This is a genomic window from Nonomuraea gerenzanensis, from assembly GCF_020215645.1.
GTDB lineage: Bacteria > Actinomycetota > Actinomycetes > Streptosporangiales > Streptosporangiaceae > Nonomuraea > Nonomuraea gerenzanensis.
On record NZ_CP084058.1, the window covers coordinates 9,084,461 to 9,099,343 of the forward strand.

Consider the following 14,883-nt stretch of genomic DNA (forward strand, 5'->3'; position numbering starts at 1 on the left):
TACTACGGGGGCCTGTTTCCGTACGTCGACTGGGGGACCATCCATGCGCCATCCGCAAAGGCTCAGCGTACCCATCCATCTTGAGCGTGACCTGCCCGAGCCGCTGCAGGATCAGCTCACCGCCCAGCTCAGGAGGGCCATCGTGCGGGGGCAACTGGCTCCCCGCAGCCGGATGCCGTCCACCCGCACGCTGTCTCGCGTGCTGGGGATCTCGCGGGGGGTGGCGCTGGCCGCGTACGAGCGGCTGCTGGCCGAAGGCTACATCGCCGGGCGGCACGGCTCCGGCACGTACGTGTGCGCGCCGGCGGGCCCGGCACCCCGCTCGGCCGACTCCGGCGAGCCGCTCATCGACCTGTGCCTGGACCGGCCCAGCACGCAGGGTTTCCCGCTGGCCGCGTGGCGCGCGGCCTGGCGGCGCGCCGGCCTGCACCGCCCGCCGCTCGGCGGGCTGCCGCCCACGGGCCTACCCGCGCTGCGGGCCGCCGTCGCCTCCCACCTCCGGGAGGCGCGCGGCCTGGATCTCGACGGCCACGAGGTGATCGTCACACCGGCGCCCGTGGACGCGCTGCGGCTGATCCTGCGCGCGCAGGGCGGCCCCGACCCGGTGATCGCGCTGGAGGATCCGGCGCCACCGAAGCTCAGGGCGGCGCTCTCCCGGCTCGGCACCGTGCTGCCGCTGCCCGTGGACGGCTCGGGCGCGCGTACCGACCGCATCCCCGCCGCCTGCGACATCGTGGTGGTGCTGCCGGAGCGGGGCGACCCGCTCGGCACGCGGATGCCGCTCGAACGGCGCCTGGCGCTGACCCAGTGGGCGCGCGACAGCGGCGGCCTGGTGCTGGAGCCGGCCTTCGACGGCCTGTTCGCGGCGGCGCCCGACCGGCTGCCCGGCGTGCCGGCGCTCGGCGACACCTGGTCCACGGCCATGGTGGGCTCGTTCGCCGAGGTGCTGACGCCGACGCTGCGGCTGGCGTTCGCGGTGGTGCCGCGGCGGCTGGCCGGGGAGATCGAGCAGTTCATGCCGGCGGGGCCGTCGATCACCTCCCAGCTCGCGGTGACGGACCTGCTCAGGTCCGGCTGCGTGGCCGCGCGGGTGGCCGAGCTGTCCGCCCAGTACGAGCCCAAGCGGGCGCTCGTCCGCCAGGCCCTGGAGGCGTACCCGCACACCAGGCTGCTCGGCGCGCGCACCGGAGCGAGTGCCACGCTGCTGCTCCCGGTGTCGGTCCCGGCCCCGTCGGTGGCCGCGGCGCTGCAAGCCCGCCGCGTCCAGGTCTGCGAACTGGCCGCCTACCACCACCCCGACGCGCAGCCCGGCAACGGGATCGTGCTCGGCTTCGGCCACCTGGACGGGGTGTCGCTGCGCCGGGCGCTGCACGCGCTCACCCGCACGCTGGACGAGCACCGCCTGGCCCGCCGAACAGCCGCATGACCGGCCGGGGTAGTGGCGGGAGCGGCGCGTGAGGCGCATCTTTCAGTGATCGGCTCCGCACCGCGGAAGGGGATCTCATGAACAGGCTCGTCGCGCTGCTGCTCCTCGCCCCGCTCACCCCGCCGGCCGCCACCGCCGCCGACGTGGACCCGGTACGGGCGTGGAACGAGCAGGCCCTGCGGGTCGTCCGTGCCGAGCGGGCCTCCGACGCGGACGCCGCCAGGACGTACGCGATGGTCAACCTCGGCATGTACGACGCCGTCAACGGCATCGCCACCGCCCGCGGCGACCACCGGGCCAGGACGCCCGCGCTGCGCGACCCGCAGGGCGCGCCCGCCCGCGGCGACCAGCAGGCCGCGGCGGTGGCGGCGGCCCACGCCGTGCTCACCCGGCTGTACCCGGGCCAGGAGGTCACGCTCACCGAGCGGCTCGACGCGGACCTGGCCCGATTGGGGGCGGGGTCGCGCGTCGCCGACGGCCGCGCGTGGGGCGAGCGCGTCGGCGGGGACGTGCACGCGGCCAGGCAGGGCGACGGCTCGTCACCGGTGGAGACGCAGCCCGCGGGCACGGGGCCGGGCGTGTTCGGGCAGGCGTGGACGGGCGTGCAATACCGGAACATGAAGCCGTTCGGCATCGCCGACGCCGCCCCGTACGTCGGCGACGGCCCGCCCGCGCTCGCGAGCCTCGACTACGCGGCGGCCTTCGCCGAGGTCAGGCTGCTCGGCGACGCCGCGATCGCCGACCCGGACAAGTCGGCCCTCTACCAATACTGGTCGCTGCCCGCCGGCACGGCCCAGCCGCCCGGCGAGTGGGTCAAGATCGCGCTCGCCGTGGACCGGCCGCTGCCGCTGGCCGAGGAGTCCCGGCTGTTCGCGCTGCTCGGCATGGCCCTGGCCGACACCTCGATCCCGACGGCCGGCACGAAGTTCGCCTTCCGCCACTGGCGGCCCACGGCGGCCATCCAGCAGGCGGACACCGACGGCAACCCCTACACCGAGCCGGTGGCGGGCTGGCGGGCGCGGGCCGGCAGCGCGGGCGGCTCCCCCGAGTACATCTCGGGCCACAGCTCCTTCAGCGGCGCGGGCGCGGCCGTCCTGGCGGGCTTCTTCTGCGCCGACCGGATCCCGTTCGCGCTGGTCAGCGACAGCGCGCCGGTCGATCCGGCGACCGGGCAGCCGTGGCGCAGGCAGTTCGCCGGCTTCTCGGCCGCGGCGGCGGACGCGGGCCGCTCGCGCGTGGTCGGCGGGCTGCACTTCTCCTTCAGCAACCTCGACGGGCTCGCGATGGGCGCGGACGTGGCGGCGGAGATCCTCGCCAAGCGCCTGCTCCTGAAATCCGGCCCCACCCACACGGGCGCCTGCCCCCGCTGACCCCCGCCCCTCTCGATCGTGCACCCCGCTCCTCCCACCACCCGGGGGCGGGGTGTGCCCCGTTCCTCCACATCCGGGACACTGGTGCTGGTCAGGCACTCATCTGTGAGGTGGACATATGGAACAGCGCGTGTTGGGACGCACCGGGCGCCGGGTCGGCGTGGTCGGGCTCGGCGCCTGGCAGCTCGGCGCCGACTGGGGCGAGGTCTCGAAGGACGAGGCCGTCGCCACCCTGAGCGCGGCGGTCGAGTCGGGCGTGACCTTCATCGACACCGCCGACGTGTACGGCGACGGGCGCAGCGAGCAGATCGTCGGCCGCTTCGCCAAGGACCATCCCGAGGTCACCGTGGCCACCAAGATGGGCCGCCGGATGGAGCAGGTCCCGGCCAACTACGTGATGGCCAACTTCCGCGCCTGGAACGAGCGCTCGCGCCGGAACCTGGGCGTGGACACCATCGACCTGGTCCAGCTGCACTGCCCGCCGACGCCGGTCTACTCGACGGACGCCGTGTTCGACGCGCTGGACACGCTGGTGTCGGAGAAGAAGCTGGCCGCGTACGGGGTGAGCGTGGAGACGTGCGAGGAGGCCCTGACGGCCATCGCGCGGCCCGGAGTGGCGTCGGTGCAGATCATTCTCAACGCGTTCCGGCTCAAGCCGCTGGAGGAGGTGCTGCCCGCGGCCCGCGCGGCCGGGGTGGGCATCATCGCGCGGGTCCCGCTGGCCAGCGGGCTGCTGTCGGGCAAGTACGACGAGCACACGACCTTCTCGGCCGACGACCACCGCAGCTACAACAGGCACGGGGAGGCGTTCGACGTCGGCGAGACGTTCTCCGGCGTGGACTTCGGCACCGGCCTGGAGGCGGTGCGCCGCCTGGCGCCCCTGGTGCCCGAGGGCGTCACCATGGCGCAGTTCGCGCTGCGCTGGGTGCTGGACCAGGAGGGCGTGTCGGTGGTCATCCCGGGCGCCCGCAACCCGGCCCAGGCCCGCGCCAACGCCGCCGCCGACGCGGTGCCGCCGCTGGACGCCGCCACGCTGGCCGCCGTCCGCGACGTCTACGACGAGCTGATCCGCCCGCAGGTCCACCACCGCTGGTAGGTACGGCCAAGCGTCCCGCCCGGCCCAGCAGAGGCACCGTCAAGCGGCGGCAGGTCTGGTGACCTCAACGGCCACCGCCACCCATCTCGCTGTCCGGGCGGGACAACCCGCCGGAGAATCCACTCCGGGCGGTCTCATGACTCATGCGCGGATGAGTACCTCCACCATCTGCCCCTGAACGTGCTCAGGCAAGGGCCCCCCGCGCATGGTGTTCAGCAGGTGACGGTCTTGTCGTACGACCCCATCTCGAACGTCCACTCGCGGGACTTGCCGTTGGCCAGCGCCACGCAGGGCCCGTCGAACCCGCCGCGGATGATGACCTTGACCCGCATGGTCCTGCCGCACCCGTTGCGCAGCCAGACGATCAGCCCGTGCGGCTGCTCGTCGGCCACCCGGGCGATGCAGTCGGGAGCGGTCCCGGCCCGCGCGGCCGCCGTCACGGGGCCGCCCGTCACGGACACCAGCACGGGACTCGCCAGGAGGGCGAGCAGGGACATGGCGCCACTTGTTCTTTGCACACGCCGGACGCTACTACGCTGTGCTATTGACCGATAACCCTGAGTCAGCGACTTGTCGCCCCGCAGGAAGGCGGTGGCCCCCCGGATCTACCCATCCGAGGGGCCTGAGAACGACCGCCACATGTGAGCGCCAGCGGCATTTAAGGGCACGGATCAGCTCTTACGACGCGCGCTCTGCCATTGAGCCACCGCCGCATGGTGAAGAGCGGCGGGCCGGATTCGAACCGGCATCTCAACATCCACAGCCCGTCCCGATCGATCTGGCACTCGACGATCAATGCTGAATCTAGAGCGAGAATCTGAAATTAAGACGGCCGCCTCTGCCAGTTGGGCCACCGGGGCGCGGGTGCCCCGGGAAGGACTCGAACCTTCACTGTCACCGCCATGTCAGCCTCAGGCCTCAGCCTCAGCTTGCGCTCCTTGCGCACCCTCGCACGAGGCGAGGGAGTCTTCAGCGTAATTCACTCGAAGCCCGGACAAGCCCGGCTCAGGCGAAGAGGTAGGCGAACACCCTCTCGCCGACCTTCCTGTCGACGACCTCGGTGCCGTTCGCCTCCTCGCGGGCGTACTTCACCGCGTCCTGCAGCTTCTGCACGCGCGCCAGCAGCTCGTTGACCCGCCGCTGCGGCAGCGCGCCGGAGAAGTTCACCTTCGTCCAGTAACCGACGACGATGTCCTCGTTGTAGACCTGCACCTGCGCGGGGTGCTTGTCGGTCGCCTCCGCCAGCACGTGGTTGCGCGGCACCTTCTTGGTGCGCGTCGTCTTGACCGGATCGGTCCGCCACGTGTCGGTGGCCTCGTCCCGCGACCACGTCTCGGCCGGGTCGAGCGTCGGCAGCTTGGAGACCAGCGTGTAGACGTCGGTGAGCTGCTTCTCCAGGAAGAGCAGGTACGTCACCGGCACGTCCGCCAGCAGCACCGCGCCGTCGATCATGACGTCGGCCCTGGCCTCGCAGTTGGCCCAGTCCTTGGTGGCGGTCACGTCGAACAGCCGCGTCAGAGCGGCTCCGACGCCCTTGAGCACCTCGTCGGCCTGCACCTGCACGCGGGTGGACTCGGGCGGCAACTGCTCGCCTTCGTCGTCGATCGGCTGGTAGGTGCGGGAGATGCCGGAGAGCAGCGGCGCCTTCTGGATCTGGTGGTAGGCGTCCGTCACCTTGCGCTGGACGTCCGACTTCACACCCTTCTCGACCGCGAGGATCTGGTTGAGCTTGGTCACGTCCAAACCCTAGAGCCATCGCGGACCACCCCACACCCGATTATTTCGCCGCAACTCGCCTTGGTAGCGTGCTGGTCGCCTACGACTGGCGCGGCGGCAAGCTGACCTCGCCGGGCGTCCCACACGCTGCTCATTCTGGGCCTCGGATGCTGCTTGTCCGGTGCCGCGCTGATGCTCTGGGCCTACGTACGCACGCCTACCGCCACAGATAGTCGTAGCGGGACGAGGCCGCCCCGATGATGACATCACCATCGCGGACCTGCCACTCCTCCTGACCGCTTCCCTCGCGATAGGCGAAGAACAGGCCGCAGACACGATCGCCGTCCTCGTCCACGGCCGGCAACGCGGCGATCCGCCGGAGCGGAACAAGAACCTCATCGGCATCGCGCACCCCACGCGCATAACAGGCCGCGTCGAGCCAGCCACCTTCGGGAAAGGCCCACCCCTCCGGCTCCCCCCGCCGGATGATGTCCATCGCCTCAGCGCGCTGCCCGGCGAACTCCAGCCATCCGCGTACGTAGACCCAGGCACCCATACCCACACGATCCCGTCACGCGCTCATCGCCTCAGCGCTGCTTCAGCCGCTGCGCCTCCTTGCGCGCCTCAGCCTGCACGGCCCGCTCATGCTCCAGCCACTGCGGGTTCTCCGCCTTCAACGCGTCGATCTCGGCCGTGGTGAGCGGCTCGGTGATCCCGGCCCTGGCCAGCCCGGAGATGGAGACGCCGAGCTTCGCGGCGACGACCTGCTTGGGGTGCGGGCCGTTGCGGCGCAGCTCGACGAGCCAGGCGGGCGGCTTGGCCTGCAACGCGTTCAGCTCGTCCCTGGAGACGACGCCCGCCTGGAACTCGGCGGGAGTGGCCGAGCAGAGCACACCCAGCTTCTTGGCCGCGGTCTCGGGCTTCATCGTCTGGACGCTCTTCGGTTTGGACGAGGTCATGTCGCCAAGGGTAGCCAGTCGGGACGGGTTTTCTGACATCGGTACCCTGTGGAAGTGACTGATGGTGAGACCGGCAAGGTGTTCCGGCTGGCGTACGTGCCCGGGGTGACACCCGCCAAGTGGGTCAACGTCTGGACCGAGCGGATGCCCGACATACCGATCACCCTGGTCTCCTCCCCCGCCGCCGAGGTGGTGGGGCTGCTGCGCGAGGGCGGCGCCGACGCCGCGTTCGTCAGGCTCCCGGTCGACCGCGACGGCCTCAGCGTGATCCCGCTGTACGTGGAGACCACGGTGGTCGTGGTGCCCAAGGACCACGCGGTGGCCGCAGTCGACGAGCTGACCACCGCCGACCTGGCCGACGACGAGGTGTTCCACCCTCTGGACGACACCATCGAGTGGCCGGCACGCCCGGGGCTGCCCGCGTTCACCCATCCGGCCACGACCGCGGACGCCGTGCAGCTGGTGGCGTCCGGCACGGGGCTCCTGCTGGTCCCGCAGTCGCTCGCCCGCCTCCACCACCGCCGCGACCTCACCTACCGGCCGGTGACGGACGCGCCGCAGTCGCAGGTCGCGCTGGCCTGGCTCGCGGACGCCACCACCGACCTGGTGGAGGACTTCATCGGCATCGTCCGCGGCCGGACGGTGAACAGCTCCCGCGGCCGTACCGCTCCCGCGCCCGCGCAGAAGCCAGCCCAGCGCAAGGCCAGGAAGCCCGCACAGAACGGCTCCGCCCGCAGGGGCCGGGGTTCCCGCCCCCGGTAACCACACGCCGGGCCCAGGCGGTGGGAGTGAGCCGCTTGGAGCCCGTTCCACGGATCAGACCTCCCAGCGCTGGGCATTCTGATCGTTCAGCAGGCCCGGAGGCTGCGGAATGACGCAGAAGGGGAGGCCCGCGGGGTCCTCCATGACCCACCAGTAATCGTTCACCAGCTGTAGACGCCGGGCACCGAGGAGCTCAAGACGCGCGGTCTCCGCCTCTAGGTCGTCGGTGTGGATGTCGAGATGCACCCGCGCGGGCCCTGCCCCGAGTCGCTGCATGAGCAGGGCGAAGGAGTCGCCATGGAGGCGGGCGCCGTGGTACTCCGGATACCGCTCGTTCCGAGCCAGCGTCCGACCGAGCGCCTCCTGCCAGAACGTCAGTTCCTGGTCGTGGTCGCCCTCCGGTACATCGATCACGACCTTGTAGAGCCTGCTGTAGTGCGCCATTCCTACTCTTCCGTCTGCATCCATGGCGGCGGGTGATCGTCGGGCTGCCTGGGGCGGCGAGCTCCGTCACCCACACCGTCCCACCTCACGTTAGAGGGGGTGAGTCCGATCTTGGGTGGAGTGTCAGAGAAAGTGAAGGCCCGATCGGCGGCGCTTGTGCGTTCACCGAGAGTCACGGCCGGTGCTCGTCGCGCCGATGAGGGCCGTCACCGCCCGGGCCGTGGTCAAGCTGTCACGGAGACCAGAACGTCACCCGGGAGCACGCTGAAGCCCCTGACCGGGATCCTTCCCGGTCAGGGGCACGACTCAGCTGATCAGCGCACGAACCCGTTGACGACGAGCGGCAGCGACGCATCCAGCCCCGCCACGTTCAGCACACCTTCGTCCTTCGTGTCCCCGATCGAGTACCCGGCCGCGGTCATCGCGGCGACGACCACCCGCGCGTCCGGATTGACGCCGCGCCGGTAGGCGTCGAGCGCCTGCGTCGGGTGCGACCGGCCGGCCCACGTCTCGTTGTCGGTGAACACCACGATGCCGTCCACCTCCATCCGCTGCTCACGCGCCCACGTGAACGGCAGCGAAAGGTCGGTGCCGCCGCCGGACGGCCGCCAGGAGGCGAGCTCGCGCAGGTTCGTACGCGGCGTCACCTTCGAGGCGTGGACGGAGGTGTCGACGTCGATGACGTGCACGTTGCCCCGCTCGATGCGGGCGAGCATGACGGCCATCGCGTTGCCGACCTCGTACGGCGAGCCGATCGGCGACCCGCCCACCCGGACGCCTCCGCCCCACGACATCGACCCGGACGAGTCCACCGCGACGAGCAGCCGCTTACCCGAAGGCTCGACGGTGCCGAACGCGGCCTCGTACGTCCCCTCCAGCGCGTCCAGGATCTCCGGGACCGGGTGCCAGGTCTGCCGGGCGGCCCGCGGGTTCGGCTGCGCCACGCCCGACTTGTAGACGCGCATGGCCAGCCACGCGTCCATCGGGTGGATGCGGGCGCGCACGATCGCCTCCCGGTTCGTGAGCCGCCGCACCGCCCGCGAGGTGGCAGCCCCCATCGGCTTGAGGGTGCCCAGCCGGGTCATGCGGGCCAGGTTGCGGATGAGGGCGGTCATGCCGATCGTCTCGATCAGCGCCTCCCACACGGACGGGTCCTTGAGCACCGAGTCCGGCAGGAACTCCCACGGCACCTTCGCCGTGGTCACGACCTCGATCGCCTCGGCCGGCGTGGTGACGGCCTTCGCGGTCAGGAAGCGGTCCACGGCGGGCAGAACCTCCCGTGCCCGGTCGTCGCCGACGTTCCCGGCGATCCAGCCGAACAGGGTCCTGCGCTGCTCGTCGTCCGCGGCAGGGTGGGCGATGCGCAACGCGTCCCGCAGGTCGAAGCTCTCGCCCAGCGGTGTCTTGCGCTGGCGGGCCTTGCACGCCTTGAACGCGACGTCGTCCGCCGTCCCGGTCAGGAACCACGAGCCGAGCGCCGTACGCAGCGAGCGCCCGGCCGTGGGAGCGATACCGCGAGCGGTCGGCTTGCCTCCCAGGTTCTTGTAGTAGCCGAAGAACTGGGCGAGATGATCCGTGGTGCGGGCCACCTTCGCGAGCGCCACCTTCGCCGCCTGCCGGGTGTCGGCGTCGCCCTCCGCGTACGCCGCGGCGAGCGCGAACAGGGCCGGCCGCTGCTTCGGCGCCCGCGGCGGACGGGCCGTCGAGATCTCGGTCAGCAGCCGGACGACGCGCGGGCCGTCCTCGGCGATGGCCTGGAACAGCACGCCGGCGTTCTGAGCGGTCAGCTTGTCCTCTCCGACGTAATAGGTGCCGCCCGTCGTGCCCAGGATGAGGAAGTCCTCCAGCCTGGTCCACAGGTCCTTGGCGAACACGTAACCGCCGGCGGCGTTCCGCATCTGGCCGGTACGGCCGGGGATCGGCTGGGACTGCGGGGTCGCGATCGCCGATACCGCGGCGAGAGGGTCGCGTGCCATGGTGGCGTTCCTTTCGTTTCGACCCGCCGGAGGGAGCGGATATGCGAAAGGGAGCGGATGCCGATGACCGATGAGCTTCGACCCGCTCCCCCGTACGGCGCTCGTCAGCCTTGCCAGGGGCACGGATGTGGCGGGACCCTACCGGCCGTTGAGGCGTCCTGGGCCGCTGGACGACAGGCCGGTGGTGGCCGGCCTGGCAGGATTCGAACCTGCGTCACCCGCTCCTGAGGCGATAACCGATAGAGATTCGACCCGTGACCCTGGCAGAACTGACGAGCGATCAGGTAGGGAACCGGCACGGATATGGGGACGCCCACCGGCGTTTAGGTGCTCTATCCAGCTGAGCTACCGGAGCCGGAACTCCGGGCAGGACTCGAACCTGCGACCACCCCATTATCAGTGGATAACCGACAGGACTTCGACCCGTGCCGGCACCACACCTGACCAGCTCACTTGGCCCGTGGGGGCGCGGATGTGGGAAGCGGGCACCGGATTATTCTTCCCACAAGATAACCGACACCCATTCGACCCGCGCTTTTCCGGGCTTCGTAAGCTGTCTTCAACGTTAGCGATCTGCGTGGCGCGCCACATCTGATTATTCGCCGGGTTAGGAAATGCCAGGGCATGGCTGCGGCAGGGATGGAGCTCCCCACTGGAACAACGGCCCTCGGCCCGCGGTCTTTGGTCCGCTGGGCTCTGCCTGGGATGAGGCAGACGCGAAGACCGAACCTACGCCAGTCACTGACCACCTGGGCTTGTCGCGATCATCCCGGAGCCGAGGCCCCCGCCGGAGGCATCAGACCTTGACCAGCCCCGCACCTGCGGACACTGTGATCTGAGCGATCGCGGCTGAAGGGCGGATGCATGCTGGGCTTGGGCTGGTACGAAGCGCTGCTCATCGCGGTCCTGGTGATGGCTGTCGTAGTCGCCATCATGCTGCTACGGCGTCGGCGCCATTAGCGTCAGGCGAGGGGCGCGGCGCTGAGGTCGGCGGGTCACTTGGTACGGCGCGCACGGCGGTCGGCGTGGCGGCCCGGCGCTGCCGCCGGCCGGGACCAGCCCCCGGGCCGCACGCCCGGGCGGGAGCCCGTACGGTCGCCATGCCAGCAGCGATCATCCCGGCGCTCCGCGATCACCTCGACCAGTTCACCGACCCGGCAGCCGACGCACTAGGAAGATCGGCTTCCCGGGCCTGCACTCCCACGATCTCCGGCACACCGGCGACACAAACGCCGCCGGCTCCGGCGCAAGTCTCGAAGATCTCATGCAACGGATGGGACACGACTTCGTCCGCGCCGCGCTGATCTATCGACACAGCACAGCAGAAGCCGATCGCAAGATCGCCGATCCCATGAGCGACGAGATCAACCAGAGCAACCCGGACGACGAAGATGGATCTTCAGGAGTGCTCGCCCGCGTGACCTGATGGCACGTTGATGGCGCGACAACCCCTAGCATGATCGCTGTGGGGCTTCTTGATGCAGGTGGGCGGTACTGGGTTCGAACCAGTGACCCCTCGCTTGTAAGGCGAGTGCTCTACCGCTGAGCTAACCGCCCCTGATCGGCACTACACCTTACGACACCAACGGCCCCGATCGCACATCCAAAGCCCACCCAGGCCCCAGCTCAGGCCGCCCCGCCGCACGCCAGCCCAGCAATGACGCACCCAGCATGCCGGCGTCCACGCCGAGCGCGGCCGGGACCAGCGGGGGTGCCTCGCGGAAGGCCAGGCGCTTGATCAGGCGGGTGCGGACCGGGTCGAACAGGGCCGGGCCGGCTTCCGCCAGGCCGCCGCCGAGGACGATGACCGAGGGGTCGAGCAGCAGCGTGTACGTGGCTAGGGCCAGCGAGAGCGCCTCCACGGCCTCGTCCCAGACCTCGATGGCGATCGGGTCGTCCGAGGAGACCACCTGCTCGGCCTTGACGCCCTCCACGCCGGCTCGCTGGCTGTAGCGGCGGCCGACCGAGGCGGCCGAGGCGTACGTCTCCAGGCAGCCGAACTGGCCGCATGCGCACTGCTCGCCGTCCGGGAAGACCGGGGTGTGGCCGATCTCGCCGGCCCAGCCGGAGGAGCCGCCGTACGGTTCGCCGCGGATGATCGAGGCGCCGGCGATGCCGGTGCCGATGGGGAGGAAGAGGAAGTCCGTCAGGCCGCGGCCGGCGCCGAGGATGCTCTCGGCCAGGCCGCCCGTGCGGACGTCGTGGCCCAGCATGACCGGGATGTCCAGGGTGGTGAAGCTGGAGGCCGGGACGTCGCGCCAGCCGAGGTTCGCCGCGTACACGGCCGAGCTGTCCGTCACCAGTCCCGGCACGGCCAGGCCGACGCCGGCCGGGTTGCCGTCGCCCGAGGCGGCCAGGTGGCTGATGAAGTCGGAGATGGCCGTTACGACCGCCTCCGGGCCCTCGGTTCGGGGGGTCGGGCGCCGCTCGCTCAGCAGCACCGCGCCGGACTCGCTGACCAGGCCGCCCTTCATGGACGTGCCACCGACGTCGAGCGCGACGACGAACGAACTCATAGCGGACACGAAAGGAGACGATAGCGCAGCTCAGTAAATGTCTGGAAAGGGTGTGGTGGTCTGGAGCGCCGCATCGGGGGTTGGGTCGGTGGTGTTCGCCCGACGGTGGGGTGGTCCTCCACGTCTGGTCCAGGACTGATCCAGGGCCGATCCAGGGCCGATCCAGGGCTGGTCGAGGTGGCCCGCGGCGTGCCGGGCGCTCACACGTTCCCCAGCTCCTGCGTGAGACGGCTCAGGGCGGGATGGGGACATGACGGGCATGCGCAGAGACCCCTGGGCCCCAGGCCGGGCTCACAGGGCTGCTCAGGCCCGTCCCAGCACCCGGTTGAGTGCCGCCTCGACCTCAGCCGACAGCCCGGGTGGCGGTGCCACGGGGGCTGGGTCCAGGGCCTCGGACGAGCGGGCCAGCCACACCGCCCCGCAGGACCTGCACTCGACCTCGCCCAGCCGGCAGATCAGTGCCGTGGAGGCGCAGGTGGTGCAGGAGTCGAGATCGAGGTCGTGCAGCCGTTGACAGTCCGGGCAGATCAGCACCTGGGACTCGTTGCGCACCCCGCGCTGCCACGGGCTGGCGCCACGCACCGGGTCCGTCTGCCGGGCCCCGCAGCGGTAGCAGGGCATCCTTCCCTCCGTAAGTCACGAGGTCACCGTGAGGTCACGAAATATCGGCGAGTGCCTTGATGTAGTCGGCGACGTCGCGTGCGGAGGAGATCGGATTGACCACCGACCACCGGATCACGCCCTCACCGTCGATGATGAAGGTCCCCCGTCGAGCGAGCCCCTTCTCATCATCGAACACACCGTACGCCTGCGCGACCTGTCCGTGTGGCCAGAAATCGGAGAGCAGGGAGAACGTGTAACCCTCACGATCCGCCCACGCACGATGCGTGAAGACGGAGTCGACGGAGACGGTGAGCAGCCGCGCGCCCTCGATCGGTTGATCGCGCAGCGCGGACAGCTCGCTGGAACAGGTCCCGCTGAACGCCAGCGGGTAGAAGACCAGCACGACCTTCTCGCCCCGGAACTGAGCCAAGCTCACCGGGGTGCCGTGCTGGTCCTGCAGCTCGAAATCCGGAGCCAGGGCGCCGACCTCGGCAGGATGTGCGTTCACAGCCATCATCCTGCCGTACGGCAGGCGCTCAAGCTTCCTACCTCTTGCCCTTCGGCGGGACGAGCCTGGTCCCGGACCAGTCGGGTGCGGCCGAGATGCTGCTCGTCTGCGAGAGACCCGCGGTGGCGGCATCCTCCCCGATGTCGCTCGGCTCCACGTGGCCCTCGCGCCCCGCTTTGGGAGTCAGCAGCCAGATCTGGCCGCCATCGGCGAGTGATCGCATGGCGTTGGTGAGAGCGTCGAAGAGGTCCCCGTCGCCGTCGCGCCACCACAGCAGCACGACGTCCACGACGTCGTAACTGTCCTCGTCCAGCAGCTCGTTGCCGGTCAGGTCTTCGATGGACCCACGAAGCTCGTCGTCGACGTCCTCGTCCCAACCGATCTCCTGCACCACCTGACCCGACTTGAGGCCGAGTCGTTCGGCCAGGCCGCGCTCGCCCTGCGCCTGACCCGCGGTCGCGCTCACGTTTATCCCTCCTGCTTGAGTGGCCCCGCTTATGCGGTTTATCGCTTCGGCACAGTCCACACGCTGTGACCCTCAGTCGTCAACGGTCGCCACGGGTACGGCCGTAGTCGGTCAGAATCAATCAGACAAAAACGACAGGCGAACCTGGCGTTGCGGGTTGTCGACGTTCAGATCGATCAAGGCGACCGACTGCCACGTACCCAGCGCCATTCGCTTGCCCAGCACGGGGATCGTCGCGTACGGCGGGATCAGCGCGGGCATCACGTGGGACCTGCCATGTCCCTCGGACCCGTGGGCATGACGCCAGCGGTCGTCGGCCGGCAGCAGGTCACGCAGCGCCGCCAGCAGGTCGTCGTCACTGCCCGACCCCAGCTCGAGCAGTGCCACGCCCGCCGTCGCATGCGGCACGAAGACGTGCAGCAGGCCGTCTTCACCCTGGGCACGTACGAAATCGGCGCATTCGGCCGTGATGTCGTGCACCGTCTCGCGTGAACCCGTGGCCACAGAGATGATTTCAGATCTCACACGGAAATCCTACTTAGGCACGACCACGGCATCGGGGCCCGGAAACACCAGCCCGGTGTGCCCGTCGTCGAACCGGACCATGTACGGAGGCCCGCCGTCGGTGCCCTGCACCTCCGTGATTACGCCGCCCCGGTCCCTTTCGCCAACGGTATTCCCGTGCATCAGGAGCCGGTCGCCAACCGTCGCATTCATACCTCCCAGATTGGTACGCGGATAGCCGGACGAAAAGAGCGATTCCGAAGTTTTGCCGTGGGGGGTGGGGGAGATCAAATGATGGCCGAATTGTTACCAGCCACGGGGGCGGTGGCGTGTGTCCGGAGGGGGCTCGGGTGCTTCCAGGGCGGGCCATGGCGGGGTGGTGGAGCGGCGGGGTTGTGCGGTGTGTGGGGTGGTGGGTGGCCGAGGGATCGGCTGAGGGATGGTTCGGGACCGCTCCAGCGGGGCGCACAGTTCGGCGGGTGAGCGAGTGAGCGGCGCGCCGGCGGCTGGGCGTGCCGGCGGGCGCCCCGTGCGGGC

17 protein-coding genes and 1 tRNA gene are annotated in these 14,883 nt (G+C 70.3%); 5 read left to right on the plus strand and 13 right to left on the minus strand.

What is annotated here, in order from left to right; translation table 11 throughout:
• Window positions 1-43 precede the first annotated feature (43 nt).
• The 3 genes from LCN96_RS42185 to LCN96_RS42195 all read left to right on the plus strand — a co-directional run bounded on the left by LCN96_RS42185 (window position 44) and on the right by LCN96_RS42195 (window position 3,892).
• Window positions 44-1,426 carry an aminotransferase-like domain-containing protein gene (locus LCN96_RS42185; protein ID WP_225268014.1) on the plus strand — a complete coding sequence of 461 codons (1,383 nt, stop codon included), beginning with the start codon at window positions 44-46 and terminating at the stop codon, window positions 1,424-1,426.
• A 77-nt stretch (window positions 1,427-1,503) separates the two neighbouring features.
• A complete protein-coding gene (locus LCN96_RS42190) occupies window positions 1,504-2,796 on the plus strand; it encodes a vanadium-dependent haloperoxidase (protein WP_225268015.1) in 1,293 nt (430 codons plus the stop codon).
• 118 nt (window positions 2,797-2,914) lie between these two features.
• A complete protein-coding gene (locus tag LCN96_RS42195; protein WP_225268016.1) occupies window positions 2,915-3,892 on the plus strand; it encodes an aldo/keto reductase in 978 nt (325 codons plus the stop codon).
• Window positions 3,893-4,104: 212 nt separating this feature from the next.
• On the opposite strand, the gene LCN96_RS42200 is transcribed toward LCN96_RS42195, so the two are convergent.
• The 4 genes from LCN96_RS42200 to LCN96_RS42215 form a co-directional block, all read right to left on the minus strand.
• Window positions 4,105-4,389, minus strand: a complete 285-nt coding sequence (locus tag LCN96_RS42200) for a hypothetical protein (protein ID WP_225268017.1) — start codon at window positions 4,387-4,389, stop codon at window positions 4,105-4,107.
• 508 nt (window positions 4,390-4,897) lie between these two features.
• On the minus strand, window positions 4,898-5,629 hold the full coding sequence (locus LCN96_RS42205) for a DUF7873 family protein (protein ID WP_225268018.1): 732 nt from the start codon (window positions 5,627-5,629) through the stop codon (window positions 4,898-4,900).
• A 196-nt stretch (window positions 5,630-5,825) separates the two neighbouring features.
• Entirely contained in the window at window positions 5,826-6,164 is a 339-nt protein-coding gene (locus LCN96_RS42210; protein WP_225268019.1) for a hypothetical protein, read from the minus strand.
• A 31-nt stretch (window positions 6,165-6,195) separates the two neighbouring features.
• On the minus strand, window positions 6,196-6,567 hold the full coding sequence (locus LCN96_RS42215) for a DUF5997 family protein (RefSeq protein WP_225268020.1): 372 nt from the start codon (window positions 6,565-6,567) through the stop codon (window positions 6,196-6,198).
• A gap of 54 nt (window positions 6,568-6,621) precedes the next feature.
• Between LCN96_RS42215 and LCN96_RS42220 the strand changes: the two genes are divergently transcribed.
• Window positions 6,622-7,329: a LysR family substrate-binding domain-containing protein gene (locus LCN96_RS42220; RefSeq protein WP_225268021.1), complete on the plus strand. Its 708-nt coding sequence runs from the start codon at window positions 6,622-6,624 to the stop codon at window positions 7,327-7,329.
• A gap of 54 nt (window positions 7,330-7,383) precedes the next feature.
• Here LCN96_RS42220 and LCN96_RS42225 read toward each other — a convergent pair whose 3' ends face one another.
• Together LCN96_RS42225 and LCN96_RS42230 are read right to left on the minus strand one after the other, a co-directional pair.
• On the minus strand, window positions 7,384-7,773 hold the full coding sequence (locus LCN96_RS42225) for a VOC family protein (protein WP_225268022.1): 390 nt from the start codon (window positions 7,771-7,773) through the stop codon (window positions 7,384-7,386).
• Between the two features lie 314 nt (window positions 7,774-8,087).
• Window positions 8,088-9,749: a TROVE domain-containing protein gene (locus LCN96_RS42230; RefSeq protein ID WP_225268023.1), complete on the minus strand. Its 1,662-nt coding sequence runs from the start codon at window positions 9,747-9,749 to the stop codon at window positions 8,088-8,090.
• A 1,273-nt stretch (window positions 9,750-11,022) separates the two neighbouring features.
• Between LCN96_RS42230 and LCN96_RS42235 the strand changes: the two genes are divergently transcribed.
• Window positions 11,023-11,175, plus strand: a complete 153-nt coding sequence (locus LCN96_RS42235; RefSeq protein ID WP_225268024.1) for a hypothetical protein — start codon at window positions 11,023-11,025, stop codon at window positions 11,173-11,175.
• Between the two features lie 59 nt (window positions 11,176-11,234).
• Here the strand turns inward: LCN96_RS42235 and LCN96_RS42240 are convergent.
• The 7 genes from LCN96_RS42240 to LCN96_RS42270 all read right to left on the minus strand — a co-directional run bounded on the left by LCN96_RS42240 (window position 11,235) and on the right by LCN96_RS42270 (window position 14,559).
• Window positions 11,235-11,306 (minus strand) — tRNA-Val (locus LCN96_RS42240).
• A gap of 17 nt (window positions 11,307-11,323) precedes the next feature.
• Window positions 11,324-12,265 carry an ROK family protein gene (locus LCN96_RS42245; RefSeq protein ID WP_225268025.1) on the minus strand — a complete coding sequence of 314 codons (942 nt, stop codon included), beginning with the start codon at window positions 12,263-12,265 and terminating at the stop codon, window positions 11,324-11,326.
• Window positions 12,266-12,568: 303 nt separating this feature from the next.
• Window positions 12,569-12,886, minus strand: coding sequence for a hypothetical protein (locus tag LCN96_RS42250; protein ID WP_225268026.1), 318 nt, complete (start codon window positions 12,884-12,886; stop codon window positions 12,569-12,571).
• Between the two features lie 34 nt (window positions 12,887-12,920).
• Complete coding sequence (locus LCN96_RS42255) at window positions 12,921-13,382, minus strand: peroxiredoxin (protein ID WP_225276173.1); 462 nt, start codon at window positions 13,380-13,382, stop codon at window positions 12,921-12,923.
• A 31-nt stretch (window positions 13,383-13,413) separates the two neighbouring features.
• Window positions 13,414-13,842: a DUF3052 domain-containing protein gene (locus LCN96_RS42260; protein WP_185102419.1), complete on the minus strand. Its 429-nt coding sequence runs from the start codon at window positions 13,840-13,842 to the stop codon at window positions 13,414-13,416.
• A gap of 117 nt (window positions 13,843-13,959) precedes the next feature.
• Window positions 13,960-14,367 (minus strand): YjbQ family protein, encoded by a 408-nt coding sequence (locus tag LCN96_RS42265; RefSeq protein WP_225268027.1) that lies wholly within the window; start codon window positions 14,365-14,367, stop codon window positions 13,960-13,962.
• 9 nt (window positions 14,368-14,376) lie between these two features.
• A complete protein-coding gene (locus tag LCN96_RS42270; protein WP_225268028.1) occupies window positions 14,377-14,559 on the minus strand; it encodes a DUF1918 domain-containing protein in 183 nt (60 codons plus the stop codon).
• Window positions 14,560-14,883: the final 324 nt, after the last annotated feature.